We start from the raw sequence: 26,378 nt of genomic DNA on the forward strand, positions 1-26,378 counted from the left end.
TATGATACACCTATGCTATACTTTAAGAAATTAAGGAATTCCTAACTGCAATATGTCTGGCTCCTGTGCATATTATTCTAAAAATTATCCTTTCAAAAAAAGGCATTTTAGGTTATAATCTATAGAAAGGGATTATTGTGAACATTATATTTATTATATTTATTATTATTATATTAATAATATTTATTTCCATGTTTGGGATACTATTTTTTGTATCTGGTATTAGTAAAATAGTTGATCTTATATCTTCTATAGTATTTAGAAATCATGAGGATTGTCCTTTTTGCAACACTAAAAATTCTATGAGAATAATAAAGACATACAATGGATATAAGAAGATATGTAATAAGTGTAAATTTTCTGTAGAAGTGAAGGATAAAGAAGATAATAAGTAGAGATATATATTTGCGAGGGGAGGGAATCGAACCCTCATGCCTAGGGCGCTAGATCCTAAGTCTAGTGCGTCTGCCAGTTCCGCCACCCTCGCTTTTGTATCATTCATTATACATTAAAAATATTTTTTTGCAAGAAGTGTTTTATGACTAAAGTTAAATTTTTTACAAACAAAATCAAAACTTTTTTTCAAAAGGAAATTTATTCTATAGATACTGCTAATGTAAAGCCTGTTTATAGATTCTTAATTAACTTATACAGAGTAATAACATTTGCAATAACAGACTTTTTTAAAGATGATTGTACAATAAGAGCAGCATCTTTAACTTATCTTGTTACTCTTTCTTTTATACCAGCTTTAATAGTTGGTTTGTTTGTGCTTAGGATATTTAATATTTATCAAAACATATTCATTTTAATATTTGATTGGATGGAAAAAAATGCTCCTTTCTACGAACCTATGGTGAGGCAGATTTTAAATATTGCTGATAATACAGATTTAGCAAGCTTTGGTATTATAGGTGTTATATCCACTTTAGTAAGTGCATGTTTGATACTTCATAATATTCAGAAATCACTTATAAAAATTTGGCGTGTAAAAATTAGAACTTCTATACCAAGAGTTGCAGTAAATTATATTGCACTTCTAATATTAATTCCTGTTTCTATTGGTATATCTTTTACTCTAATAACTTATTCTTCTATAGCTTTATATTCTTTGCCTGCTATTTTAAGAATATTAATATCTTGGGTTACTCCTGTTATTGCTATGAGTATGCTTGTATTGTTTTCTTATGTATTAGTACCGCAGACTAAAGTTAATTGGTCTAATGCTTTAATATCTTCTGTGCTTGTGGCTGTTGCTATTATCACTTTATTTAGTGTATATTTTAAATTAAATATAAATGTAAAAAATTATAAACAAATATTTGACAGCGATAAATATAAAACAGAATATATTGTGAGAGAAGTAAATCTGCTAAATAATAAAAATGATTTATCAGATATAAAATTAGATAGAATAAGTTATAGAATAATAGAAGATGAAGGCACAGGAATATCTGCTGCTACTTATGAAAGAGAAATTATTTCAAGTAATAATTTATTTTTTACAAACTTTGCTCCAAACATATATGAGCAAGTGAGAAAGTATAATTTCCAATTAGATGACATAGTAACAATTACAAGCGAAAACTCTATTCTAACAAGTATAGAACCTGCAGAGTTATCATCAGCGAGTGCCTTTGCTCAGATACCTGTGCTTTTGCTTTTACTTTATATTGTATGGATAATTATTTTGTTTGGTGCAGAGTTAACATACTCGCTTCAATATTTCAGGTCTTATGGTGTGGATGTAACAAACATAAAATTATCTTTTGCAGAAAAGGAGCTTATCGCTTTAGAGTTTATGCATACAATAGCATATAGATTTATGAATAATAAAAAATGCATGTCTATGTATGATTTGGCAAGAGATTTAAAAGTAGCTCCTTCTGTTTTGAATGATATAGCAGACTCTTTAGAACAGGCTAAATATATAGTAAAAATAGTAGACGGTACAACAACTTCATATACATTAGCATGTCCTCCCGAGCATATAACTATAGGAGATATTTTGTATAATTTAAAAATGACTGGCGGGTTTAGAAGTAAACATCTTAACCGCAATGATAAATATAAGAATATTATATATCAAAATAAAGCAATAACGCCTAAAGATTATAATACAACGCTTTTTAGCTCGGTTATGAATAAAAAGAAATAATTTTAGTTATTCTTCTTCTATAACTAATAGCATTTATTATCATTAAAAAATCCTTTTAAGAAGGATAATTTTTATTATATATTTTATTTATTATTTATCGATATTTTTATATTTGTAAGGTATAAGAATTTATTTAATATATTCAAGTTTCTTTTTAGCTGTTTTATAATCTAAAACTTGTACTTCTTTAATATTCCACATTTTACCTAATGGGCATATTAAAAATTTTTTAATACTACCTTCTATTTCTCTTGAAACATCTATAAAGTTTGTTTTTGATTTTGCATCTAATTTTTCAAATATAATATATATTTTTAATTCTTCATCACCAGAATAATTTTTATTTAATTTATTTAATACTTCAAATATATAATTATTTTTAGAATATAATGCTGTTTTTAATAAAGCAGAAGAATGCAATGCCTTATCCGTACAATCTTCTCTTAATGCTCTTTTAGATGGACTATCTGATTTTTTACATTCTATTAAATCAATATGCATATCATGACAATAACAAAAATCCATTTCTTTCATTCCGCCATAATTTTTTTCATTATTATCTTGGCAAACTTCGTAATTTTTTTGATTTTTTATGTAGAATTTATTTTCAGAAAGTCTAAAATATGAATTATCTTTAAACTCTATAAGCCATTCAGTATTATCGCTCAACTTTTACTCTCCACAAACATATCATAAGCCTCATCAGATATTGAATTATCTGGAAACTCTTTTGATAAATCATAAGCTCCGTCTATTCTCGTATGATTATCTTCTTTTATAAAGAAATATACATTTATAGGATAATTATCTTTTACAGCAATATTGCTAAGCTGATTTAATACAAATGAATTATGACTAGCCATAAATATTTGTACACCTTCTTTTGAAATATCAACTAAAAATCTCATAAGCTCACGAACCATTTTAGGATGCAAACTGTTTTCAGGCTCATCAATAAATAAAATGCTTTTCTTTGTTAAATTGCCTGTACTATGAAGAACTTCAAATATTCCTAATTTTTTTATTCCTTCAGCCGTTATATTAATATTATAAATATTGCCGTCATTTTTATAATAATTAACAGCATTAGTATTTTTATCTATTTGTATATTGCCATTATAAAAATCATATTTGTTTTTAAAAAAGCTTAATAATTCTTTTTCATCAATATTTTTTTTAGCAAGTATTTCGTAAATTATATCAGTATATGAATCATCAAATCCACTTTCTATATTTTGATTTTTAAGATAAATAATAGAATTCATAATTGATAAAATTTCTTTAGCAGGTATGAACAGAGGTTTATAATCATAATTGTAACCATTAATTTTATTATTTGAATTGATTATAGTATTATTACTATTTACAACAGAGATACTAAAATCAATTGTACTTTCATTATATAAATAAAGATTTTTTAGTTTATAAGTAGGAGTATAACTTACTCCATATTGAAAATTATTAAAAGTATAAAGATTATTAATATACTGAAATATATTACAAACTCTCATATTTTTATTTTTTATGTTTTTAAGTTGATGACTTATACAATATAAAAATTTTAATATTGTAGTTTTTCCTGTATCGTTTTCGCCTACGAATAAATTAACATTTGCAAAATTATTAAACTTGGCATTTTTAAATTGTCTGTAATCACGAATTTCAAAATTTTGTATCATAAAAATAACCTAATTATAACATTATGATAATATTCTATAATATATTTTTATTATTTCAAATATTTAATAAAATTAAACATTTTATAGTTAGCATATAAATATTATTAAAAATGCACTTTTTGCAACTTTGACAAAGTCCACACCGTATAACAGCGAGAAAAAGAACAACAAAAAAGTTGATAAAAATAATAATTTGTTTATTTAATTTTCAAATATTATAATTCGCTAATTTTGCAACACAAATAGTTTTATATAATAATAGACACGGCTATAATTTAACAATTATAACCATATCTATTATTTTTATATATTATTATTTATATCTTCTTTTAGCTTCTATATAATCAGAAATCTCTTTTGCAGAATATGCACTCAATCTTACTTTAAACTCAAAATCTTCAAATTTACATCTATAAGGTTCTAATTGATCCTGTCCGCATGAATGAGTACCAAGTCCGTTTTGTTTATATTCCAATCTAAATGATATAAAGTCACTTTTTTTGATTTCATGTCTATGCTTAGCTTGCTCTAAATCACTTATAGTATAGAAATGAGCACTAAAATCCATACTCTTTTCAGCTACAGCCATAAGCCCTATTTGACGCATACTTTGTAATCTTACCCATTTAACATCTGTTCTGTTTCCATTCTCTTGAGGTTTAACATAGTTAGTATGAGTTGATTCTACATCTGAGTCATATACTCCAAATAGATTAGCTTGTTTTGAATCAGAATAAGATTCACCAGGACCTCTTCCGTACCATCTTAATAAATCATATTCCTTAGCTATTTCAAAATCTAATCCTATTCTAGGAAGCATTTTAGGTATTACAGATAATCCTCTCATAGCTTCGCTTGCAGAACCTTCAGATGATAATAGAGATGGGTGAGGTTCTTTCATACCTGATGCCTTTCCAGATACAGATAATAATACATTGCCGTCATCTAACACTTCATATATGTACTTAGATTCATAATACCAAGCAGCATTAGGAGCAGAGTTTATTGTATCTACTTCTATTATTATAGAATTGTTTGTTTCTTTTAATACAACACTCTCAGTAGATTCTCTCATTAGATGTACAAAGTATTGTTTTTTCCATTCCTCTAATATATACATATCATTATCTATAGGAGCTCTCCAGAATCCTAAAGCAGGACCTTTTTTTATAATAAGCTCTCCGTCATAACTCCAAGTTATTATATTACCCAATACTTTATCAAATCTAATTATAGATTTACCACTATGTATTTCATACTCAAAATCTTTCTCTATTATTTTTGGCTTAGAAGTTAGATTAATAACAGGGCTTTCTTTTTTAACAGGCAATAAGAATTGTGCTGTTGCTATTTTATGTTCAGTAGTTGCCCATGCATTTTCTTTTCTTAATTTAAATACTATATTTAGATAATAATCAACTCCAACTTTAATATTGAAATTATCTACATTAATAGTAAACTCTTTAGAAGTATATGGTTTAATACCTTTAATCTCTTCATAAATAGTATCACTGTATATAACTTCATTTTCAGAGTTACATATACTCCAGTTTAATTCTAAATGATCAAGAGTGATAAAATCATATCTGTTAGTTACTCTTATTTTATAGCTGCCGCTGTCTAGTATTTCAACTAAAACAGGTTCAAATATTTTTTTAAGCTCTATCAAACCAGGAGAAGGCACTCTATCAGGCATTAATAAACCATCAATACAGAAGTTTCCATTAGTAGGGTCATCGCCAAAATCCCCGCCGTAAGCATAATAAGGAGTTCCATTTTCATCATGCTGCAATATACCATGATCATACCATTCCCATATAAATCCGCCCTGTAAGAAAGGATATTTATAGAATAATTCTTGATATTCTAATAATCCTCCAGGTCCATTACCCATAGCATGACAATATTCGCATAAAATATGAGGTTTTGTAGTAGTAGCAATAATGTCTTTCATCAATCTTCCAGGACTATATCTTTCTTTAATCCAAGTGTACATTGTACTATTTACATCAGCAACCTCAACTTTCATATCGCCTTCATAATGAACCAATCTTGTAGGATCTGCTTCTTTACAATATTTAGCCATAGAAACAAAATTACATCCGAATGCCGATTCATTACCCAAAGACCACATAATAATAGAAGGATGGTTTTTATCTCTTTTTAGAGTTCTTATAATTCTATCTAAATAAGCTTCTTCCCAATCCTTATCATCTGTAATCCAAGTATAATGTGTAGATAATTCAAAACCATGACATTCCAAATCAGCTTCATCCATTACATAGAATCCTAATTTATCAGCTAATTTATATAAATAAGGAGAATCAGGATAATGAGAAGTTCTTATGGCATTAATATTATGTTTTTTCATTAATAACATATCTTTTAATATGTCTTCTTCAGAAACCACTCTTCCGTATACCGGATGATAATCATGTCTGTTTACCCCTTTTATTAAAATAGGAGTTCCATTAACTCTAAACTGTTTGTTTTTAGTATCAACATCTATATCTCTGAAACCTACACAATGAGTAATAGTTTCTATAGTATTATTATTTTCAATTACATTTATAACCAATGTATATAAATTTGGCTCTTCAGCATTCCATAATAATACATTTGAAACTTCTTTAGAGAATTTTATATTTTTGTTTTCAAAATTTGTTTCTTCTTCAAATACTATATTATTATTTTTATCGAGCAGCTTAATTAAAGCCTTTCTATTTTTACAATCTTCATAAGCATCTAATTTAACTGATAAATCTGATTTTGTATAATTATCTTTCATAAAAGTATTTATAGTAAAATCAAATATTCCATTTTTAGGCTCTACTAAAAGCTCAACATCTCTAAATATTCCGCTAAGCCACCACATATCTTGATCTTCTAAATAAGTACCGTCAGTCCATTGATAAACTTTAACAGCAATTAAGTTTTCACCCTCTTTTACAAATTTAGATATATCAAATTCCGCAGTTAATCTTGCCCCCTTAGAAAAGCCTGCAAACTCTCCATTAACCCAAAAATGAAAACCAGAATCAACACCATGAAATCTAATTATCATTTTATTTTTAACATCCTCAGCAGAAACATTAAAATATTTTCTGTATAATCCAGTAGGATTAAAAGAAGGTACATAAGGTGGTCTTATAGAAAAATTGTACCATAAATCAGAATAATGCATCTTTCCATATCCATCTAACTGCCAATTATGCGGTACAGATACTTTATTCCAGCTCTCATCTAATAAATAATCTTTCTTCTCGAAATTTTTAGGTGCATAGTCTGTAGATTCTATAAACTTAAAATCCCAAGCTCCATTTAAAAGTGAATATCCATAAGTGTTTAAATTATCGCCATATAATGCCGCCTCTTCATTTTTATATGCTACAAATGATGTTCTAGCATCTAAACGATTTCTATGCATTAAATGTATATTTTCAAAATCTTTGTATTCTCTTTTCATTTTTAACTCCATTTATTATTCTTTTGTCCTCTATACCATAATAGAAAAGCAAAACCTAAAAATATTACTACACCGCCAATTTGATATAAAACTGCAAATACTGGGTGAGGTGTTCCTTTAGGCAATGTACCGCCTTTCATTAATATAAATATAGACTCTAATGGCACTATTGATATGATAAATGTTATAGAAAATAATATAAGCAATAACACACCGCACAATATACCTATAGTAGGATTATTAGATAATTTAAAATCTCTTTTTGTTTGTTCATGATTTCTTCTAAAATTAATATAAGCTACTAAAAAGAATAATACAGGCAATAAAGATGTAGAAGCTGTCATATTTATCAAAAATTTTAATAATCCATCAACTTCGCCTATTCCAAGACCAGGTATGATTAATATAATACTAACAACTATAGCCTGCAAATACAATGCATTGACAGGTGTTCCGTCATCAGTAAGTTTTGTAATTTTTTCAGGCAATATTCCTTTAGGTGTTTCAGAGAAAAATACTTTTACAGGTGCAGATGCCCATAATACTAAACTGCCTGCAGAAGCTAAAAACAAAATAAGTCCAACCACATTAGAAATCCCTTTAGTGATACCAATATTAGCACCTAATAAATTAAAAGCATCATACATAACATTACTATAATTATTTTCCAATATATTAGTTGGTATAATAAGTCCAACAGCTATACAACCCAAAGAATAAACTACTCCAACAAACAATGCTGAAAATATCATAGTTTTTATAAACGACTTATTTCCGCCTTTTAAGTCTTTAATATATACCCCTATACTTTCAGCTCCTCCAACAGCTTGTAATATCCAAGCAAAAGTTGCTATGTAATTAAAATCAAATTTTGGTGTTATAGTTTCAGCAGAAAAAGTTTGAGCCGGTTCTTTGCCGAATATAAATACCAAAGCAAATGCTATTACTATAAATACTATACCCATAATCAATCTAGCACTGCCTGATATATTTGTAACCATTGATATACCTTTAGCTCCTTTTGTAGTTATGAAAGTAGCTATCCATAATAAAATAATTGATATTATAGATACTATTAAAGAGCCTTCTTCTGGAAATATGTTTTTACCTAAAAATGTATATGATAATGATATGATCATTCCAGGCAATATTGAAGAAAAGAAAAACAAGTTTACAAAGAAGTAAGTCCAAGAGGCAACAAAAGCCCATTTATCGCCTAAAGAGCTTTTTATCCAGCTTGTATATCCAGACTCACTGTCTGGGTTGGCCGAAGCAAATTCCCCTATCATTAAAGAAAATGGTATAAAGTATGCTATAGTAGCAAACATAAATGATGGAATACTAGCGAGACCTATGCTTACACTGTTATTGATAACTTGGTTAAAGCTAAATATAGCCGTAAAAGTCATCATTAACAGGGCAAAAGATCCTATAGTCTTTCTATCGTTTGACATTTTATAACTCCTATATTGAAAAATTAATAATATAGAGTATATTCACTAAAACTTATTAATCAACAAAAATTCTCATTTTTTTTACAAAAAAGTATAAAAAAAATACATTTATTAACAAAAAAATTACTACAAGAAGTTTTTATGCGTTGTTATATATAACAATATTGTGAAATTAATAATACATATAAAATATAATTTTATTAGAAAATAAATATCAATAATTGCTCTTTTAGATATTTTTATTTTAATATATAATTAAAAAAATAAATATTTTAATATAGGCAAACAAAATGAAAAAAACTATTTACATTTTTATTTTATTTATAATTATTTTCTCAAACATATATGCAAAAGATAAAGTATATGTTATAAAAAAATTAGAGTTTCAAGAAGTAAATAGATGGTACGCCTCATATATAAAAAATGGATTAGAAGAGGCTAAAAAAAATGATGCTTCTTTGATAATACTTGAAATTGATACACCGGGTGGGCTTTTGTCGTCTGCATTAGAGATAAAAAATGCATTGATAGAAAGTGATATACCTGTAACAGCATATATAAACAAAAATGCATTATCTGCGGGAGCTTTAATATCTTTGAGCTGCTCAGAAATTTACATGTCTGATGGAAGTATTATAGGGGCGGCTACTCCTGTATATCTTCAAGGCGGAGAACCAAAGAAGGCAAGCGAAAAAGAAGTTAGTGCTATGCGTGCTGCTATGAGGGCTTCTGCTGAACACTCTAAAAAAAATGCAAAGGCTGCTGAGGCTATGGTTGATGAAACTATTGTATTAACTAAAAGAGATGACGGTATTGATTTGGACGATAAAACACTCCTTACATTGAGTGCTGATGAAGCTGTAAAAATAAATATTGCAAATAGCAAGGCAAACTCTGTAGAAGAAATATTAAAAATAAAAAATATTGATGATTATGAGATAATAAATTTTGAAGAAGGTCAGTATGATTTTATTTTGAGATTTTTAAGTAATCCTGCAGTGTTGAGCATATTAATATCAATCGCTATAGCTGGAATATATTTAGAGATAAAAACACCTGGGTTTGGTATAGGCGGTGTGGTTGCTATAGTATGTTTCTTCTTATTTTTTACGGCACAATTTTTTATTGGCGACAGCGGATTTATTTCGCCTGCTGTGTTTTTGCTTGGTATAATTTTGCTTGCTTTAGAGATTTTTGTTATACCGGGTTTTGGAGTTACAGGAATTGCTGGAATCATTGCCATATTTGCAAGTATATTTATGTCTTTTGGAATAGCTAATATATCTCAAGCTGTATTTGTAATTTTTGTTTCACTTATCATAGATATTATACTTATTATATTAATGGCAAGGTTTATGACAAAATCTAAAGTGTTTAAAAGTAAGATGTTCTTAGAAACAGATACATCAGGATATCATTCAAGCGAGTCTTATGATGATTTACTTGGTCTTGAGGGAATAGCTTATACGCCTTTTAGACCATCAGGAAACATTTTAATTGATGATAAAAAATATGATGCTATTAGTGAAGGCGAGTTTATACAAAAAGATGCCAAGTTAAAAGTAATACTTGTAAATGGTAATAAGATAGTGGTGAAAGAGATAAAAGAATAATCTACAGCAAATATTAATGTATTTTAAACAAATTAGTTTTGCAAGCTATCTATATATTTTCACTTGCTTTTTCGATTTGCGAAAAATGACTTGTGAAGATATTTATTGCTTTATGCAGCAAATAATAATTAGTTTATAAGTTTACAATATAATTTTTTAAGCTAAAACACTGAAAGCTCTTACTGAAGCTATATCTATTCTAAGCTGAAGTATATATCTTTTACCATCTCTTCCCATAGCATAAGTATATCTGCTGGAAAGAGGAGACATATTTTGAGCCTGCTGATTAATATTAGTAGGTTTTACTTCTACTATATTTGGTTTAGTAGTAATTGAAGTAGCATTCATTTGCATAGCTTTGTTATTAGAAGATATACTGCTTATAGTCATATAATTTCTCCTTAAATTAATTAACTATAATAATTAACGGCAATCTATAAAAAAGTTTAGTATTTTATTTTATTATTTAATAAAAATATATACATTATTTTAATATGGTTTATAATTAAAGTATTGGATAATATATGGAACTTTTAAAAAACATATTTTTTTATTTTATATTCTATCAAAAGCATAAAATTCCTCCAGACATTTCAACGCTAAAGTAGGCAGTTAGTCTATATAAAAAAACAATCAATATAATAATTTTATTTCTAAAAATTAATTAAAGGACATAATATGAAAAAATATATTTTAATATTATCTTTTATAACAATTTATTTCATAATATCTTGCGGTAAAAATAATACAGATAATTCTCTAATAGTAAATATAGGTCCGGAACCAAAAACTCTTGACCCTACATATACAGAAACATATGATAGTTCAGCATATATAGCACATACATTTGAAGGATTAACTTCAAGAGATAAAGATGATAAGTTAATACCAGCAGTAGCTGAAAGTTGGGATATTAGTGATGACTATTTAACATACACATTCTATTTAAGAACAAATGCTAAATGGTCTGATGGAAAAGAAGTTACAGCAAATGATTTTGTATATGCATGGCAAAGAGCGGTTGATCCAAAGGTAGCAAGCTCTGTAAGCTATCAATTAAACCCAATAAAAAACGCATCAAAAATTATAAAAGGAGAATTGCCACTAACAGAACTTGGAGTAAAAGCCATTGATGATTATACATTAGAAGTAAACTTAGAAAGCCCTACAGCATATTTTTTGGATTTACTTTCTATTACAATATATAGCCCGCTTAGAAAAGATATAATAGATAAATACGGCGATGCTTGGACTCAAGAAGAATATATTGGAAATGGACCTTTTTTTGTTAAAGAACATATAAATAACGATAAAATAGTAATGGAAAAAAATACTAATTATTGGAACAAAGATACTATAATACCTCAAACAATAACTTTTTCATTATTGGATAATCCAAATACAATAGTTGCATCAATACAAGACGGAACATTATTATTTGGAAGCAATCCTCCATTACAGGATATACCAAAATTAACAGAAGAAGGATATATTGATTATGTGCCTTTGCTTGGAATATATTTTCTATCTATAAATACAACAAACGAAGTATTAAGAGATAAAAATGTAAGGAAAGCTCTTTCTTTAGCAATAGATAGAAATTATATAGTAGAAAAAGTTACAAAAGGAAATGAAATACCAGCAGCGGCATTAGTACCATATTCTGTATTTGATATAGAAGGTTCTTTTAGAGAAAAAGGCGGAAATTATTTTAGCGTAGATGAGAATGATTATCAAAAAAACATAGAAGAAGCTAAAAGGCTATTGGCAGAAGCAGGTTACAGCAATGGAAGCAACTTTCCTGTGTTGGAATATAGTGTAGAATCTCAAAGTTCGTTAAATATATTTGAGGCTATTCAGCAGATGTGGAAAGAAAATCTTAATATAGATGCGAGAGTTAATCAGCTTGAATGGGGAGTTTTTATGCAAACTACAAGGGGAGATAAAAACTTTGAAATAGCACGTTCAGGTTGGATGGGTGATTATAATGACCCTATGACATTTTTAGATACATTTTTAAGCTATAGCCCTCAAAATACAGGAAGCTATTATAATAAAGAATATGAACAATTAATTCAGTCTGCACTCACTAATGGCGATAAAATATCAAGAATGAAAACATTGCATGAAGCAGAAGATGTATTAATGGAGGATATGCCTTTTATTCCTTTATATTTTTATAATAGAGTGATACTTGTTAGACCAGAGTTAAGAGATGTTATGATAAGTAATGTAATACCTCCAAGATTTTTTTATGCTTATGTAGAGAAGTAATTTTATTTTGATAAAAACAAGTGGGGATATAATTAAAATTTTAAAACTTAATTACACTCCCCACCCTCAAGACTTTTTAGATTATTTGCTATTTTTATTTTAGTTTTATTTTTTGTGCATTACTCTTATTTTCAGCCCCACCCAAGCGTTTTTTAAATTTGTTGCTGCTTTACCGCACGGTAAACAAAGCATAAAATATAAATTTTATTAATAATTGCAATAAATCAAAAAATTAATACCGGCCAACCGTGCGTTAACAAATATTTTAAACTTAATAAAAACTTGGGCGGGCGTTAACATTTCTAAAAAGGCAATAAAAATAATTTAAATTAAAATTTAAAAAACAAGCTATAAAGAATAAAGGGCGGGGTATGTAAATAAAGTTTTAAAATTTAATTACGTTCCCCTCCCTCAAGGCTTTCTGTGTTATCTGATGTTTTTAAATTATTTTTCTTTTTTGTTTAAATTGTTATTTTTGTGTCCCACCCAAGCATTTTTTAAATTTGATGCTTATTTACCGCACGACCAAATATTTAATTTAATATGTTTTATGATAATATAATTTAAATAATATATGTAATTTCATTTACCGTGCGTTGAATTATTTTTTATAAATAGAACTATTTTAAAAACTAAATATATGAACCTATACATTCATAGAATTTTTTAAATGTTTCTTTTACATCATTATCCCAATTGTTATGATTAAAAATTACTGATGCACATTCTCTATATAATTCATCTCTCTCTTCAGATAATTTTATCAATTTGTTTTTATCTTGCACGAGTAATGGACGTTTGGATACATTTATATTTTTTACTATAAGCTCGGCGGGTCTGTCGATAAAAATAACTATGCCTCGCTCTCGCATCAAAACTCTATTTTTTTCTTTTAATACGCTTCCGCCGCCGGTAGATATAACAGTATTTTTTATATTAGATAACTCTTCGAGTATATTGCTTTCTACTTCTCTAAAATATTCTTCTCCGCTATCTTCAAATATTTTGCTTATAGTTTTTTGCTCTCTATCTTCTATAACCTTATCCATATCAAAAAAAGTGTAGTTAATATATTCTGCCAAAAGTTTTGATAAATCAGTCTTTCCACTACCCGGAAGACCAATAACAAATATAGTGCTTTTCAAATTATTCATCATAAACTCCAAGAACTATAAAATTTTCTACACTATTTTTAAACTCTTCAAAAATGTTTTTAGCTTCATCGCTTTCAAAATTTCCAACCATATCAATATAAAAATAATACTGCCACTTTCTTTCAACATGCGGACGGCTTACTATAGATGTTAAATTAAATATTTTTAGTTTATCTAAAACATTAGCAAGAGAACCATTTTCATGCGGAAGTAAAAATCTCATAGTCATCTTATTTCCAGAGTTTAGAGCATTATCATAATTGCTCACTACTATAAACCTTGTAGTATTGCCTTTTATGTTTTCAATATTCTCTTTTAAGATGTTTAAATTATAAATATTATAAGCATTTTTATTGGATATAGAAGCTAAAGAATCGTCATTGCTGTTTGATACAAGAAAAGCAGCTTCTGCAGTGTTTGTAGAGAAAATCTCTTCATAATTATTCTCTTTTATAAAATTAGAACATTGCTTTAATGCCTGATGATGTGATATTACTTTTTTTATATTATTAATATTAGTATTTTTATTTGCCATAAGTGCATATTCTATTGTAAGATAAACCTCACCAACTATTTTACAATTATAATCAGCAAGTATATCAAGCACCTCATTAACCATTCCTGTAGAAGAATTTTCAAGCGGCAAAACACCATAATAACTCTCAGAACTTCTTATACTCTCAAGCACCTCTTCAAAACTCTTTTTCTTTATTAATTTAGCATCATCTCCAAAAAACTTTTTAGCAGCCTCATAACCGTTTCCGCCTTCTCTTCCTTGATACGCTATAACAGAGTCATATTTTATTTTTTTATTATCATTATTTTTTTTATTATTATCAATCAAGTGCTTTTGAATCTGCTTAGATGTATACATTATATCATTATAAATAGTAGTAATTAAATTGGATAATTCTTTATTTTCAAGAAGATTTATCTTGCTTGCTATAACCTCTTTTTCTCTCTTAGGGTCAAATATCGGAGCATTGTTTTTTTTCTTAATCTCTCCAACTTTTACACTAACTTTCATTCTCTCATCTATTAATCTTACAATATCTTTATCTATCTCATCAATTTTTTTTCTTAAATCTTTTAAGTCTTCCATTTATATTTCACCTTTATAAAGCATATTAATAATATCTTACTATTAGCGATAATTATACAAAAAGGCTAAAAATTGTAAAGTGTACACTTAAAAATTAATATTAAAAAATATTTGTTATTTATTTAAATAATCTTTCCATTGTTCTGGAAATCCTATATGAGTAAAATCTATATAATGTTTATATTCATCAATAAGTTTAATAAAATTTGGAAGTATTTCTATATTCCATTTATTTTTAAAAGGATATAATTCTTTAACAGTTAAAATAGCACCCCATAATTTTCTTTTTGAATCGTTATGTAAATGATTCATTTCTTTTGGAATAGATGAAAAAATTCTATAATAAAGTCTGCCGTAATGTGCACATATATTTCTTAAATCTGTGCAGCAATGAAGCCAACTTTTTAATTTTTTATCAGTAATATTATACATATCCTTTGCCAATATTTTTTGATCTTCTAATTTTAAATTAGCAAAAAAAGTTGATAACATTCCAAACGTGAATATTTCAGTTGCAACCCATATTGGAAATTTAGAGTTATATTTATTTATATGATGTTTGACAAATAAAATTTTTTTATTATTCTCAACTTCTTTTTTAAATTTTTTCATAAAATTTTTATGATATTCTATCTTTTTATTTATATGTTTTTGACTGGAATTTGTATTATAAAAATTTTTTTCATCTAAATATCCCAATGCTCCATATTTATGAGCATGATAATATGCAATTTTTGCACGAATAAAAATCTCAATTTCTTCTAATGCATTAAATAATATAGCATGCAATTTTCTATCAAACTCATAAATATTAAAAACTTTTTCAAATGAAGTTCCGCTGATGTAAGAATCATCAGTTTGTTTAAATGGTAAGAAATAAGCACTAAAACGATAGTAATTTATTGATTTAAGTATAGATATACATTTTTTATCATTATCTATAACACAGCCTCTATCTTTTAATTTTTGAAGCTGTTCTTCATATCTATAAGGACGTTTTATATCCATAAAATTAGACCAATAAAAAATGTCCCCCATGGTCCACGCCATAAAAATGGCATGCTGGGGGTCCTGTTATTTATATTATATACAATATGATATTTTTGTCAATTAAATTATTTCTCTAAATACGCATAATGAAATCTATATCTTCCAAGCGGATTGAATATTGCTCCCTTTAATTTTGGATTAATCATAAATGGGTCCATTCTATATATTATTGGTATTATAGGGATATAATCAAATATTAAATCTTCTGCTTTATGCAATGCTTTTGTTCTCTCTTCTGTGTTAGTTGTACTTGAAGCAAATTTTAATAAATCGTTAAACTCTTTGCTGCTAAACCCGCTATGATTAACAGCACTTACTTCCGAGAAAAAACTAATCATAGCTAAAGGGTCGCTATAGTCTGCAGTCCAACCGCTTCTTGCTAAATCATAATTCTTCTCAACCATAGCCTGAAATGTTTCGTTGTATTCTTCAGACTTTATTGTAACATCTATTCCTAAATTCTCTTTATACATCTCCTGCATAGCCTCGCATATTAAAGTAAAATATCCCGGTGTAGTTCTTATTTCAAGCACAGGGAAATTTTCACCGTTTGTGTATCCTGATAATTCCATGAGTCTTTTAGCTTCTTTTATGTTTTCACTGTAGCTTCCAAGGTCAAGATAATTGCCTCCATTTTCTCTAAAGTCATTACCATTATTATCTTTCATTCCATAGGCTACAAATGCATATGCCGGAGTTTGGTTCATCTTTGTAATGTTTGATATTATGTAGTTTCTGTCAAATGCTAATGCTAATGCTTTTCTTATATTTTTATTTGTAAGCACTCCTTTTTGTGAATTAATCTCTAAAAAATATATTCCATAAGCAGGCTCTTGTAATATATAATTTTCTTTTATAAGAGAAGATATCTCTCCAAGCGGGGCTTCAATTACAGAAAATTGTATATCGCCTCTTTTTATAGCAGCAAGAGAAGTATTTGAATCGCTCATTATAATAACATTAATTTTTTTAGCAACAATGCTTTCTTTATCATAATAATTAGTGTTTACTTCCATAACAATTTTTTCATCGGTTTTTCTCTCTGTCATCACATAAGCACCATTTACAATATATGTTTCTGGGTTTCTTGACCAATCATCGCCGTATTTTTCCACAATGTCTTTTCTCACAGGAAAATATGCACTGCTCACAGATAAATATTCTAAGAAATATGGAGTAGGATTTTCTAATACAATTTCTAAAGTGCTGTCGTCAATGGCTTTCACTCCTAAAGCATCAACATTAGTTTTGCCGCTTATCACTAAACTTCCATTTTTTACAACATTAAGCATATGAGAATAGGCTGCTGCTGTTTTAGGGTCGGCTGCCCTCTTTAGAGCATATTCAAAATCTTGAGCTTTTACTTTTTCGCCGTCAGACCATTTAGCATCATCTCTTAAATAAAAAGTGTATGTGAGACCATCTTGAGATATATCCCAGCTTTTAGCCATACCAGCTGCAACATTGTCATTTTTATCTTTTTTTGTAAGCCCTTCAAAGAAATGTATCATATATATTGAACCGAAACTAAGTGAGTTTAATGTAGGGTCTAAAGTTTTAGGTTCTCCTCCAATAGATATAGATATTTCGTTGTTTGAAGATGTTTTGTTATTATTATTGCATGATATAAAAATAAATAATACTAAAAAAATAATGTATATAGCTTTTTTCATTTTTTCTCTCTTTAAGTTATTTATGTTATTTAAGTTCATTATTCTATTAATTAATGCTTATAAAGTCAATAGAGATTTTTTAATAGCATGTAAAATTTATAGCGTTTTTAAATAAATAGTGTATTATTAGAGTATAGAGTTTTAGGAATAAGTTATGACATATTATGATACATCAAGTTTAATAAATAGCAGAAAATTTAATAATCCTAATTAATGGATATAAACTAAATTAATAATTAAGGAGTTTTTGATGTTTCCTTTTGTATGACCTTTCTTCTATCAATGTAATGATTGCGGTAAAGTGCTTGAAAAGCCTGAAAAAATACATATAATTATTATAGATTATATAATAAATATAAGTAGGTGTTTTTATGAATGATAAACTATTTAAACAAATTATAATAATAATATTGCTGTTATTTCTTATAGCTTTTATTATTTTTATAGTTTTTCCTTTAGCTTTAGGTATTTTTTCAGGTTTTTTACAAAGTTTTTTTATTAATAATTCAATAAATAATTCTATAGGAGGTTCTTAAATGAGAACAAGAAAATTAAACAAAATGCTTTATAAAAAGTATAATCAAAATGCTTTTAATCAAGTGTATGGCTATGCATTCAACAAAAGCATTTCCGCCCTCTATAGGAATTGCAAAATTAAGATTAGTATTATTTGCTATAGTTCTTAAAGCATCTCCGCCATAAGTAATTCCTAAATAAGCAGATTCTGATTCCATTTTATCAAATATCTCATCCATAACATAAGCCTGCACAATAGGTTTTTGTTTTTTCAAAGCCTCATAAGCGTTTCTTATTTCTGTTTCATTTGTACTATTTACATTGTATCCTAAATGTCCTTTAGCTGCAGCAAAGGAATCTCTAAGACCATAAGCCATTAATATTTTATCCTTATATTTTTCATCAAACAATAAAGACCAGCTTACATCTTCAGGCTTAACATCAACTTCTTTAGTATTGTATATTATGCCGCTCATTCCCCAAGTATATGGAATAGTATATTCTCCGTTTTTATCATAAGCTAATGATAAGAAAAAAGGGTCTATATTAGTTCTAGCAGGAAGTAAATCTATATTCATTTTCTGCACTAAACCTTCTCTAATCATTCTTATAGTCATATAATCTGTAGGAAATATAATATCATAATCAGTATTTCCTAATTTTAATTTTATATAAAGCTCTTCATTAGAATTGAAAGTAGTATAATTAACTTTAATACCTGTAAGCTCTTCAAATTCTTTTACTATATCCATAGAATCATCAGAACCGTCGGCTATATACTCGCCCCAATTGCATATATTTAGTATTTTGTTTTCGCCTTTAAATTTTTTATAATAATTTAAATCTAATTTAGTTTTATCTAATTTTTGCCCAAAAAGAGTATTATTAGATAATGTTAAAAAAAGCACATAATAAAAATTATGTGAAAAATAAAATCGTGAAATTTTAATTTTTTCTCCTTTTTTAATTATTATTAAAAAAATAACTTCTAAAAAATAAAGACTGTATTTTATACGAAAAATTAATATTTTCAATGATATTTATGTTTTTTTATATATTTTTCATGCTGCTATAACTTTTAATAAGTTAATATTTATAATATAAAATTTAATACTCAAAAACCTATTTAGCACTTGAATTCATTTTCTTATATGCTATAGTTTAACAATATATACATAAGATACTATATTTTATCAATTTTTGTATTTTAGTATATGTAAATGTTTTAATATCATTAACTTAAATTATTTTAAATATAGTCCTTTTGCTTCTTTGGGTCACCAAAAGAAGTAGGGGGTTGGGGACTAGTCCCCAAAATAATAAAAATTTAGTAAATTAGGAAAGAACTTGAATAATAAAAACAAAAAAATAGAACTGCTCGCACCTGTTGGAGATGAAAGAGGGTTAAAGGCTGCTGTTAATGTTGGGGCTGATGCTGTGTATTTTGGCACTAAAAGTTTTAATGCAAGAGTTGGTGCTGCAGAAAACTTTGATGAAAAGGCTTTAGAAAAAAATATAAAGTTTGCAAAATTAAGAAATGTGAATGTTTATATTACAGTTAATACTTTGGTTTATAATGATGAGATTGATAAGGTTCTTCCTCTAATAAAAAGCGTTTATAATTTGGGAGCCGATGCCATTATAGTGCAGGACTTAGGAATTATTGATATTGTGAGAAATAATTTAACTATTGCCATGCATGCAAGCACGCAGATGTCTTGTAATAATTTGGATAGTGTAAAACTTCTTAAAAGTATAGGAATTGATAGAGTTGTATTAGCACGCGAGATGAGTTTAGAGAATATTAAATATATTAGAGATAACACAGATATAGAACTTGAAACTTTTGTGCATGGAGCTTTATGCGTAAGTTTTTCTGGGCAATGTGTCTATTCTTATTTGCATGGCGGAAGAAGTGCAAACCGAGGAGCATGTGCTCAGCCTTGCAGAATGGAATACACTGGAGGAAAAACCGATTATCCTCTAAGCACTAAGGACTTAATGACTATTGATATAATTCCAAATTTACTTGAAAGCGGAATAACCTCTTTTAAAATTGAAGGACGTGCTAAAAGAAGCGAATATGCAGCAATCACTACTTCAATATATAGGCATGCAATTGATTTGGCTTTAGAAAATAAAGATATACCTACCCAAAAATATAGAGAAAGTTTAATGAAGATTTTTAATAGAGGCGGATTTTCTCAAGGATATTATTACAACTCAAAAGATATTTTTGAAAATTATAAGCCAAGCCATGATGGAGAATATATAGGGGAAGTTGCAGCATACAAGAAAAATAAAATATATATCAAAGCAGAAAAAGAATTAAATGTTTATGATGGGCTTTCATTTGGAGATAGCGGACAGGTAGGAATGCAGATTTCTGATTTGTATAAAGATAATGTTAGGGTAAAAAGAGCAAAAGGAAATTTAAGTTTTTCGGCTGTTATAAAAAATGTAAATGTGGGTGATGAGGTTTATAGAACTACTGATAAACTTCAAATGGACGAGGCAGAGAAAATAATTGAAAGCGATAACTTTAAGCATTTGCTTGATTTGAATTGTATTATTGGGTTTAATAATGAAAAAATAAAATTGATAGTTACAAGCAAATATGATGATAGATTAAACAATGTAGAATATATAAGCGATTATACAATTCAAGAAGCTAAAACTAAAGCAACAACTAAAGAAGATGTTGTTAATTCTCTTTCAAAAACGGGAGGCACTGTATTTGAATTTGAAAATATTAATATAGAAGAGAATTTTAAAAATCCTTTTATACCTGTAAAAATTTTAAATGAAGCAAGAAGAAACTTAATTGAAAAATTAGAAAATGTTTTAATGAAGTCTAAAGAAATTAATTATAATAAAAATATATACACAAATATTAATTATCCAAATACAAATATAAAAGTTTTAATTGCTAACAGCGAAGAGAAAATTAATTTATATTCTGATATTCATTATGATAAAAAAATATTATTTCCAAGTGTTTATGATGAAAATATAATAAAGCTTTTTGAAAATAAAAAAATAGACGGAATAATTTTGCCACATGTAACATTTGATAAAGACATTGAAGTGATAAAAAGCATAGTAGAGAAAACAAGCGGCATGATTGTGATATGCAATAACTTGGGGCATATTGAAGCACTAAAAGGAAAAGCTATATTATGGGCTGGCATTGGGCTTAATGCAATTAATAATCACACTGTAGACTTGTTATACAAATTAGGAATTGATACTGTTATATCTGCTATTGAGGCTCCTAAAAATTTAAAACATACATTATCTATAAAAGAAGGTTTAATTCCTGCTATGAACTTTGCATTTTGTCCAAAGAGTATGTCTGTAGGATGCTCTAAATGCAAAGAAGAAAATATTATTGACCACAAAGGAAATGTTGTAATATTTGATTGTGTAAGAGTTTATAATAAAACAAGCTTCATTTTAGAAAATATAAAAAATAAAACAGGAGAGATTTATATAAAATAATAAGAGGCAAGATTAAAATCTCACCTCTTAATTATAAATATTTATATATTTTTATAAAAACTATTTGTTTAAAACCTTATACAAGAACTCTTTAGTTCTGCTATGTTTAGGATTATTAAAGAACTCTTCAGGAGTTTCATCTTCAAGTATAATACCATCATTCATAAATAGTATTCTGCTTGCAACATTTTTAGCAAAACCCATCTCATGAGTAACTATAAGCATAGTCATACCGTCTTTGGCTAAATCTATCATAACGTCTAAAACTTCTTTAATCATCTCAGGGTCTAATGCCGAAGTAGGCTCATCAAACAGCATAACTTCAGGTTCCATAGCTAAAGCTCTTGCAATAGCAATTCTTTGTTTCTGTCCGCCTGAAAGTTTATTAGGGTATGTATCTTTTTTTTCAACAAGCCCAACTTTTTGTAATAGCTCAAGAGCCTTAGTTTCTGCTTGTTCTTTAGTGCAGCCTTTTAACTTCATAGGTGCTAATATAATGTTTTCCATTACTGTTTTATGAGGAAACAAATTAAAATGCTGAAACACCATTCCAACCTTTTCTCTTATTTTATTTATATCAGTTTTTTTATCTAAAATATTTTCACCGTCTATAAATATCTTTCCGTCAGTAGGCTCTTCAAGTCTGTTTATGCATCTTAAAAAAGTAGATTTACCGCTTCCGGAAGGTCCTATAATAGCAATAATCTCACCCTTCTCAACATTAACATCTATTCCCTTTAACACTTCTAATTGATTAAACTTTTTATGTAAATTTTCTACTTTAATCACTTTCTTTAAGCCCCTTCTCTACCTTTCTCATAAATACCGCAAAGATAGAAGTTAATATCAAATATATTATGCCCACAGCAATAAGCGGTTCAACCCCCCTATAAGTTTGGCTAGTGATGATATTAGCCGAACGAAGCAAATCAACCCCCCCTATAAAGCCGACAATAGAAGTCTCTTTTATAAGCGTAATAAACTCGCTCACCAAAGCAGGAAGTATCTTTTTAATAGCCTGCGGTATAATAATCTCTTTCATAGAAAGCCCATAATTAAGCCCCAAAGCTCTTGAAGCCTCCATCTGTCCCTTATCAAGCCCTTCAATACCAGCTCTTATAATCTCAGCAACATAAGCAGCAGAGTTAATCCCAAAAGCTATAGCAGAGATAATAAGTATAGGCGTATTTCTTAAAGCTCCCACAAATACAACATTAGCCCAAATCATAAGCTGCACAACAGCAGGTGTACCCCTTATTAAATTAACATACCCAAATGCTAATTTTGATATAGGATTAAATGTTTCAAAGCCTTTAATATTTTTTAAAGGATAAATATGAGATAATTGCATCAAAGCAATAAATATGCCAAGAACTATACCAATAATTGTAGCAAATAGAGTAGTTCCTATAGAAAATAAAAGCCCCTTAATCATATACATATATCTATGATTGGCTATAAACACTTCTTTAAGCAACTCTAAATATTCTGTCATCTGCTTTCCTCAAATTATACAATTATATTAAAAATACTTTTTAACAAGCTCATCATATTTGCCGTTTTCTTTTAAAGTATCCAAAGCTTTGTTTATTTCCTCTAAAAGCTTAGTATCCTCTTTTCTAAAACCAATACAAAGTTCTTGTATAGATAAATCTGTTTTAATAGCCTTAAGCCCTTCATTGTTTTTTATATAACCAACAGCTATAGGATAATCCATTATAGCAGCATCTATTTTTCCGCTTTGTAATGCCACTACAGTATCTGCTGTTCTATTAAATCTCTCTATTTTTTCAACTTTCTTACTCTCTGTTAAAGCAACATCACCAACATATCCTAAAACAACACCCACTGTATAACTATTATTTAAGCTGTCAAAATTTGTGATAGAATTATTATCTTCTTTTACTATAATAGCCTGCTGTGATTCAAAATAAGGCTTAGAAAAATTAATAACTTTCTTTCTTGATTCTGTGGCTGTAATTCCTGCTATAAGTATATCTATAGTTTTAGATTCTAAAGCAGGTATTAAACCGTCAAAAGTCATGTCTTTTATCTCGATTTTCTTTCCTATTAATCTTGATATTTCATTCATCAAATCAATATCAAATCCAACCACATTTCCATTTTCATCTAAATACTCGAAAGGAGGGTATTCAGCATTAGTGCCTACATATAAAACATCACTCTCCTCTTTAGCACAAGATAAAATCATTATACTCGCTAATAATATAAATAATTTTTTCATTTTCCAATTTCCTTAAAAAGCTTTCACTTAAAAATATTTTTCTAATAAACTATCATAAACACCATTAGTCTGTAATATATTCATGGCATTATTAACATCTTCCATAAGCTGAACATCTTTCTTTCTAAAACCTATAGCCAATTCCTGTATATCAGAATAAGTGTCTACTATTTTTAAGCCTTCATTATTTTTTACATATCCAATAGCAACAGGAGAATCCATCACAGCAGCATCAACCTTGCCGGACTGCAATGCAAGAACTGTATCTGCCGTACGGTTATATCTTTCAAGTGTTACAGCTTCATTTGTGCTTAAAATATTATCTGCTCTATATCCCAAAACAACCGCAACTCTTTTGTTATTTAAAGATGATAAATTAGTAATATCAGTATTATTATCTAACACTATAATGTTTTGTCTTACTTCATAATATGGTATAGAAAAATTCATTATTTTCTTTTTGCTTTCATTTACAGTCATACCTGCAATTATAATGTCTATAGTATTTGCTTCTAAAGCAGGTATTAAACCGTCAAAAGTCATATCTTTTATCTCTATTTTCTTTCCTATAATTTTAGCTATCTCATTCATCAAATCAATATCAAATCCAGCAACATTTCCATTTTCATCTAAATACTCGAAAGGAGGATATTCAGCATTAGTACCCACATACAAAACATCACTATCTTCTTTACTGCAAGACAATACAGCCGCTAAACAAATAGATAAAACAACTTTTAACAATATATTTCTCATTAATTATTATCTCCCACTCAATCTTTTTTATTTACTTTCAAAATATTTTTCTATAAGCATATCATAAGTGCCGTTCTCTTTTATAGTATTTAAAGCATCATTAACTTTTTTAAGTAATTCTGTATCTTCTTTTCTCATAGCAATGGCATATTCTTCATTTTTAGAATCTGTAATAACTAATTTTAAATCATCATTTTGATTGAAATATTGTTTAGCAGGTTCATAATCTAAAACTACAGCGTCTACTTTTTTACTTTTTAATGCTATTATAGCCTCTGATGTAGCACCATATTTCTGAGCATTTACATTAGACATCTCACTTACAATTAAATCCCCTGTAAAACCTAATACAACACCAACATTTTTGCCTTGTAAACTATCAAATCCAATAATATCTTTATTATCACTATGAACTAATATAGATTGTTGAGTGTTATAATAAGGGTCTGTGAAATTAACAAACTTTTTTCTCTCTTCATCTGCAGTCATACCGGCAATAATTATATCTATTTTTTTAGATTGTAAAGCAGGAAGTAAACCGTCAAAAGCCATGTCTACAACTTCAATATCTTGTTTCATAATTTTAGCTATCTCATTAATTAAATCTATATCAAAACCAACAATATTTTCTCCGTCTCTATATTCAAAAGGTTCAAATTCTGCATTAGTTCCAACATAAAGTTTGTTTTCTTTTTGAGAGCAGCTCATAAAAGCTAATAAAGATATTAAAAGTAATGATGTAATAATTATTATTTTTTTAAACATTTTTTATCTCCTAAAATTTTTTTATGTGTATAAAGTACATGATATTAATATAGTTATTGTTATTATTAATAAAATGTGTTTTTATTGATTAAAATAAAAGATATGCAATTAGGCTTAACGCCTGATTAATACTTGAAAAAAAGAGAGTATTTTTACTTTGGAAAAACAGTTACTCATAAATCAACTCCGCAATTGTTCTTAATTATAATACAGCAAATAAAAAAGTCAAGTTATTTTAAAATACGGGTTTTATATTTATCAAACAGAGTATTAGAAAAATCGGTGTATTCTATTGCCTCTTTAATGCCTTTTAAATCTACATTATATATATTTTTTGATTGTCTATACGGCTTTATTGTCATAGTGTTATGATTAATTAAATCTTTAAAAAAGTTAATCATCTCTTCTTCCTGAACTATGCCAAATGACGGAGAAACAGTATAGAGTATATCAAAATTATTCTTTTCTGAACGAACTATTGGCTCTATTTCTGTTGTTTGTTTATTGTCAAAATTATATAATATTATGGCATCATCATTATTAATCTTATCTTTATACCAAGTAATTGTGATGTTTAATTGCTCTTTTCTTGAAGCTATATAAACTTCTAATTTATCATCAAGGTTTAAAGACATTGTAACAGTTTTTTTATCTGTGCCGTCATATACAATAGTTTTTACTTTCCAATTATCATATTGCTTTGATGTAGCGATAGGGTATAGATTTAAAGTAAATAAAAATAATATAATTAATGTAATATTCTTTGTCATAATTTTTTATCCCACAAACTTAAATATACTATAATATACGAAATAAATGAAAAATAGTTTAACATATTATTTTATTATGATAGCTAATAATATATTTAATAAATTTGCAACACTATTTTTATATTTTTTTTGTTTAGGAGCCATAGATATTGCACGTTTTTTAGTTAAAATAAAGTAGGTATTCCTTATAATATAAATAGCT

At 27.6% G+C, this 26,378-nt stretch carries 22 protein-coding genes and 1 tRNA gene; 6 read left to right on the forward strand and 17 right to left on the reverse strand.

Annotation, left to right across the window (positions count from 1 at the left end; all coding sequences use genetic code 11):
• Positions 1–137 precede the first annotated feature (137 nt).
• Positions 138–395: a hypothetical protein gene (locus Q0H31_RS08575; RefSeq protein WP_295297267.1), complete on the forward strand. Its 258-nt coding sequence runs from the start codon at positions 138–140 to the stop codon at positions 393–395.
• A gap of 11 nt (positions 396–406) precedes the next feature.
• Here the strand turns inward: Q0H31_RS08575 and Q0H31_RS08580 are convergent.
• Positions 407–487 (reverse strand) — tRNA-Leu (locus Q0H31_RS08580).
• 51 nt (positions 488–538) lie between these two features.
• Here Q0H31_RS08580 and Q0H31_RS08585 point away from each other — a divergent pair.
• Positions 539–2,158: a YhjD/YihY/BrkB family envelope integrity protein gene (locus Q0H31_RS08585; protein WP_295297269.1), complete on the forward strand. Its 1,620-nt coding sequence runs from the start codon at positions 539–541 to the stop codon at positions 2,156–2,158.
• A gap of 129 nt (positions 2,159–2,287) precedes the next feature.
• Here the strand turns inward: Q0H31_RS08585 and Q0H31_RS08590 are convergent, their stop codons facing one another.
• From Q0H31_RS08590 to Q0H31_RS08605, 4 genes are all read right to left on the reverse strand, one after another.
• The gene (locus Q0H31_RS08590; RefSeq protein WP_295297271.1) at positions 2,288–2,827 is read right to left on the reverse strand and encodes a hypothetical protein; all 540 of its coding nucleotides are present in this window, start codon (positions 2,825–2,827) and stop codon (positions 2,288–2,290) included.
• Positions 2,824–3,837, reverse strand: coding sequence for an AAA family ATPase (locus tag Q0H31_RS08595; RefSeq protein ID WP_295297272.1), 1,014 nt, complete (start codon positions 3,835–3,837; stop codon positions 2,824–2,826). The genes Q0H31_RS08590 and Q0H31_RS08595 overlap by 4 nt, the downstream gene beginning before the upstream one ends.
• 313 nt (positions 3,838–4,150) lie before the next feature.
• The gene (locus Q0H31_RS08600; RefSeq protein WP_295297274.1) at positions 4,151–7,303 is read right to left on the reverse strand and encodes a glycoside hydrolase family 2 TIM barrel-domain containing protein; all 3,153 of its coding nucleotides are present in this window, start codon (positions 7,301–7,303) and stop codon (positions 4,151–4,153) included.
• A 2-nt stretch (positions 7,304–7,305) separates the two neighbouring features.
• Positions 7,306–8,757: an amino acid permease gene (locus Q0H31_RS08605; RefSeq protein ID WP_295297276.1), complete on the reverse strand. Its 1,452-nt coding sequence runs from the start codon at positions 8,755–8,757 to the stop codon at positions 7,306–7,308.
• Between the two features lie 290 nt (positions 8,758–9,047).
• On the opposite strand from Q0H31_RS08605, the gene Q0H31_RS08610 reads away from it, so the two are divergent.
• Positions 9,048–10,370 carry an NfeD family protein gene (locus Q0H31_RS08610; protein WP_295297278.1) on the forward strand — a complete coding sequence of 441 codons (1,323 nt, stop codon included), beginning with the start codon at positions 9,048–9,050 and terminating at the stop codon, positions 10,368–10,370.
• 156 nt (positions 10,371–10,526) lie between these two features.
• Here Q0H31_RS08610 and Q0H31_RS08615 read toward each other — a convergent pair whose 3' ends face one another.
• Positions 10,527–10,718 (reverse strand): hypothetical protein, encoded by a 192-nt coding sequence (locus tag Q0H31_RS08615; protein ID WP_297286722.1) that lies wholly within the window; start codon positions 10,716–10,718, stop codon positions 10,527–10,529.
• Positions 10,719–11,048: 330 nt separating this feature from the next.
• On the opposite strand from Q0H31_RS08615, the gene Q0H31_RS08620 reads away from it, so the two are divergent.
• Positions 11,049–12,644, forward strand: coding sequence for a peptide ABC transporter substrate-binding protein (locus Q0H31_RS08620; protein ID WP_295297281.1), 1,596 nt, complete (start codon positions 11,049–11,051; stop codon positions 12,642–12,644).
• Positions 12,645–13,276: 632 nt separating this feature from the next.
• On the opposite strand, the gene Q0H31_RS08625 is transcribed toward Q0H31_RS08620, so the two are convergent.
• The 4 genes from Q0H31_RS08625 to Q0H31_RS08640 all read right to left on the reverse strand — a co-directional run bounded on the left by Q0H31_RS08625 (position 13,277) and on the right by Q0H31_RS08640 (position 17,623).
• A complete protein-coding gene (locus tag Q0H31_RS08625) occupies positions 13,277–13,798 on the reverse strand; it encodes a shikimate kinase (protein WP_295297307.1) in 522 nt (173 codons plus the stop codon).
• Entirely contained in the window at positions 13,791–14,900 is a 1,110-nt protein-coding gene (locus Q0H31_RS08630) for a chorismate mutase (protein ID WP_295297283.1), read from the reverse strand. The genes Q0H31_RS08625 and Q0H31_RS08630 overlap by 8 nt, the downstream gene beginning before the upstream one ends.
• Positions 14,901–15,014: 114 nt before the next feature.
• The gene (locus Q0H31_RS08635; RefSeq protein ID WP_295297285.1) at positions 15,015–15,908 is read right to left on the reverse strand and encodes an Abi family protein; all 894 of its coding nucleotides are present in this window, start codon (positions 15,906–15,908) and stop codon (positions 15,015–15,017) included.
• 107 nt (positions 15,909–16,015) lie between these two features.
• On the reverse strand, positions 16,016–17,623 hold the full coding sequence (locus Q0H31_RS08640; RefSeq protein ID WP_295297287.1) for a peptide ABC transporter substrate-binding protein: 1,608 nt from the start codon (positions 17,621–17,623) through the stop codon (positions 16,016–16,018).
• Between the two features lie 371 nt (positions 17,624–17,994).
• Between Q0H31_RS08640 and Q0H31_RS08645 the strand changes: the two genes are divergently transcribed.
• The gene (locus Q0H31_RS08645; RefSeq protein ID WP_157145940.1) at positions 17,995–18,159 is read left to right on the forward strand and encodes a hypothetical protein; all 165 of its coding nucleotides are present in this window, start codon (positions 17,995–17,997) and stop codon (positions 18,157–18,159) included.
• A gap of 15 nt (positions 18,160–18,174) precedes the next feature.
• Here Q0H31_RS08645 and Q0H31_RS08650 read toward each other — a convergent pair whose 3' ends face one another.
• Positions 18,175–19,047, reverse strand: a complete 873-nt coding sequence (locus Q0H31_RS08650; protein ID WP_295297290.1) for an extracellular solute-binding protein — start codon at positions 19,045–19,047, stop codon at positions 18,175–18,177.
• Between the two features lie 439 nt (positions 19,048–19,486).
• Between Q0H31_RS08650 and Q0H31_RS08655 the strand changes: the two genes are divergently transcribed.
• On the forward strand, positions 19,487–21,640 hold the full coding sequence (locus Q0H31_RS08655) for a U32 family peptidase (protein ID WP_295297293.1): 2,154 nt from the start codon (positions 19,487–19,489) through the stop codon (positions 21,638–21,640).
• Positions 21,641–21,700: 60 nt separating this feature from the next.
• On the opposite strand, the gene Q0H31_RS08660 is transcribed toward Q0H31_RS08655, so the two are convergent.
• The 6 genes from Q0H31_RS08660 to Q0H31_RS08685 form a co-directional block, all read right to left on the reverse strand.
• Complete coding sequence (locus tag Q0H31_RS08660) at positions 21,701–22,429, reverse strand: amino acid ABC transporter ATP-binding protein (protein ID WP_295297295.1); 729 nt, start codon at positions 22,427–22,429, stop codon at positions 21,701–21,703.
• Entirely contained in the window at positions 22,422–23,135 is a 714-nt protein-coding gene (locus Q0H31_RS08665) for an amino acid ABC transporter permease (RefSeq protein WP_295297298.1), read from the reverse strand. The genes Q0H31_RS08660 and Q0H31_RS08665 overlap by 8 nt, the downstream gene beginning before the upstream one ends.
• Before the next feature lie 27 nt (positions 23,136–23,162).
• Positions 23,163–23,885, reverse strand: coding sequence for a basic amino acid ABC transporter substrate-binding protein (locus tag Q0H31_RS08670; RefSeq protein ID WP_295297300.1), 723 nt, complete (start codon positions 23,883–23,885; stop codon positions 23,163–23,165).
• A gap of 27 nt (positions 23,886–23,912) precedes the next feature.
• The gene (locus Q0H31_RS08675; protein ID WP_295297302.1) at positions 23,913–24,641 is read right to left on the reverse strand and encodes a transporter substrate-binding domain-containing protein; all 729 of its coding nucleotides are present in this window, start codon (positions 24,639–24,641) and stop codon (positions 23,913–23,915) included.
• Positions 24,642–24,668: 27 nt separating this feature from the next.
• On the reverse strand, positions 24,669–25,406 hold the full coding sequence (locus Q0H31_RS08680; protein ID WP_295297303.1) for a basic amino acid ABC transporter substrate-binding protein: 738 nt from the start codon (positions 25,404–25,406) through the stop codon (positions 24,669–24,671).
• A gap of 230 nt (positions 25,407–25,636) precedes the next feature.
• Positions 25,637–26,176 carry a hypothetical protein gene (locus Q0H31_RS08685; protein WP_295297305.1) on the reverse strand — a complete coding sequence of 180 codons (540 nt, stop codon included), beginning with the start codon at positions 26,174–26,176 and terminating at the stop codon, positions 25,637–25,639.
• Positions 26,177–26,378 lie beyond the last annotated feature (202 nt).

Source organism: uncultured Brachyspira sp. (assembly GCF_934747485.1).
GTDB lineage: Bacteria > Spirochaetota > Brachyspiria > Brachyspirales > Brachyspiraceae > Brachyspira.

What these genes read in the sequence shown, in the direction of transcription:
- Q0H31_RS08680 (WP_295297303.1), bottom strand. Translation starts at nt 25,406, where the DNA reads ATGTTTAAAAAAATAATAATTATTACATCATTACTTTTAATATCTTTA.
- Q0H31_RS08615 (WP_297286722.1), bottom strand. Translation starts at nt 10,718, where the DNA reads ATGAATGCTACTTCAATTACTACTAAACCAAATATAGTAGAAGTAAAA.
- Q0H31_RS08625 (WP_295297307.1), bottom strand. Translation starts at nt 13,798, where the DNA reads ATGAATAATTTGAAAAGCACTATATTTGTTATTGGTCTTCCGGGTAGT.
- Q0H31_RS08640 (WP_295297287.1), bottom strand. Translation starts at nt 17,623, where the DNA reads ATGAAAAAAGCTATATACATTATTTTTTTAGTATTATTTATTTTTATA.
- Q0H31_RS08620 (WP_295297281.1), top strand. Translation starts at nt 11,049, where the DNA reads ATGAAAAAATATATTTTAATATTATCTTTTATAACAATTTATTTCATA.
- Q0H31_RS08645 (WP_157145940.1), top strand. Translation starts at nt 17,995, where the DNA reads ATGAATGATAAACTATTTAAACAAATTATAATAATAATATTGCTGTTA.
- Q0H31_RS08630 (WP_295297283.1), bottom strand. Translation starts at nt 14,900, where the DNA reads ATGGAAGACTTAAAAGATTTAAGAAAAAAAATTGATGAGATAGATAAA.
- Q0H31_RS08595 (WP_295297272.1), bottom strand. Translation starts at nt 3,837, where the DNA reads ATGATACAAAATTTTGAAATTCGTGATTACAGACAATTTAAAAATGCC.
- Q0H31_RS08585 (WP_295297269.1), top strand. Translation starts at nt 539, where the DNA reads ATGACTAAAGTTAAATTTTTTACAAACAAAATCAAAACTTTTTTTCAA.
- Q0H31_RS08635 (WP_295297285.1), bottom strand. Translation starts at nt 15,908, where the DNA reads ATGGATATAAAACGTCCTTATAGATATGAAGAACAGCTTCAAAAATTA.
- Q0H31_RS08600 (WP_295297274.1), bottom strand. Translation starts at nt 7,303, where the DNA reads ATGAAAAGAGAATACAAAGATTTTGAAAATATACATTTAATGCATAGA.
- Q0H31_RS08675 (WP_295297302.1), bottom strand. Translation starts at nt 24,641, where the DNA reads ATGAGAAATATATTGTTAAAAGTTGTTTTATCTATTTGTTTAGCGGCT.
- Q0H31_RS08610 (WP_295297278.1), top strand. Translation starts at nt 9,048, where the DNA reads ATGAAAAAAACTATTTACATTTTTATTTTATTTATAATTATTTTCTCA.
- Q0H31_RS08670 (WP_295297300.1), bottom strand. Translation starts at nt 23,885, where the DNA reads ATGAAAAAATTATTTATATTATTAGCGAGTATAATGATTTTATCTTGT.
- Q0H31_RS08665 (WP_295297298.1), bottom strand. Translation starts at nt 23,135, where the DNA reads ATGACAGAATATTTAGAGTTGCTTAAAGAAGTGTTTATAGCCAATCAT.
- Q0H31_RS08685 (WP_295297305.1), bottom strand. Translation starts at nt 26,176, where the DNA reads ATGACAAAGAATATTACATTAATTATATTATTTTTATTTACTTTAAAT.
- Q0H31_RS08605 (WP_295297276.1), bottom strand. Translation starts at nt 8,757, where the DNA reads ATGTCAAACGATAGAAAGACTATAGGATCTTTTGCCCTGTTAATGATG.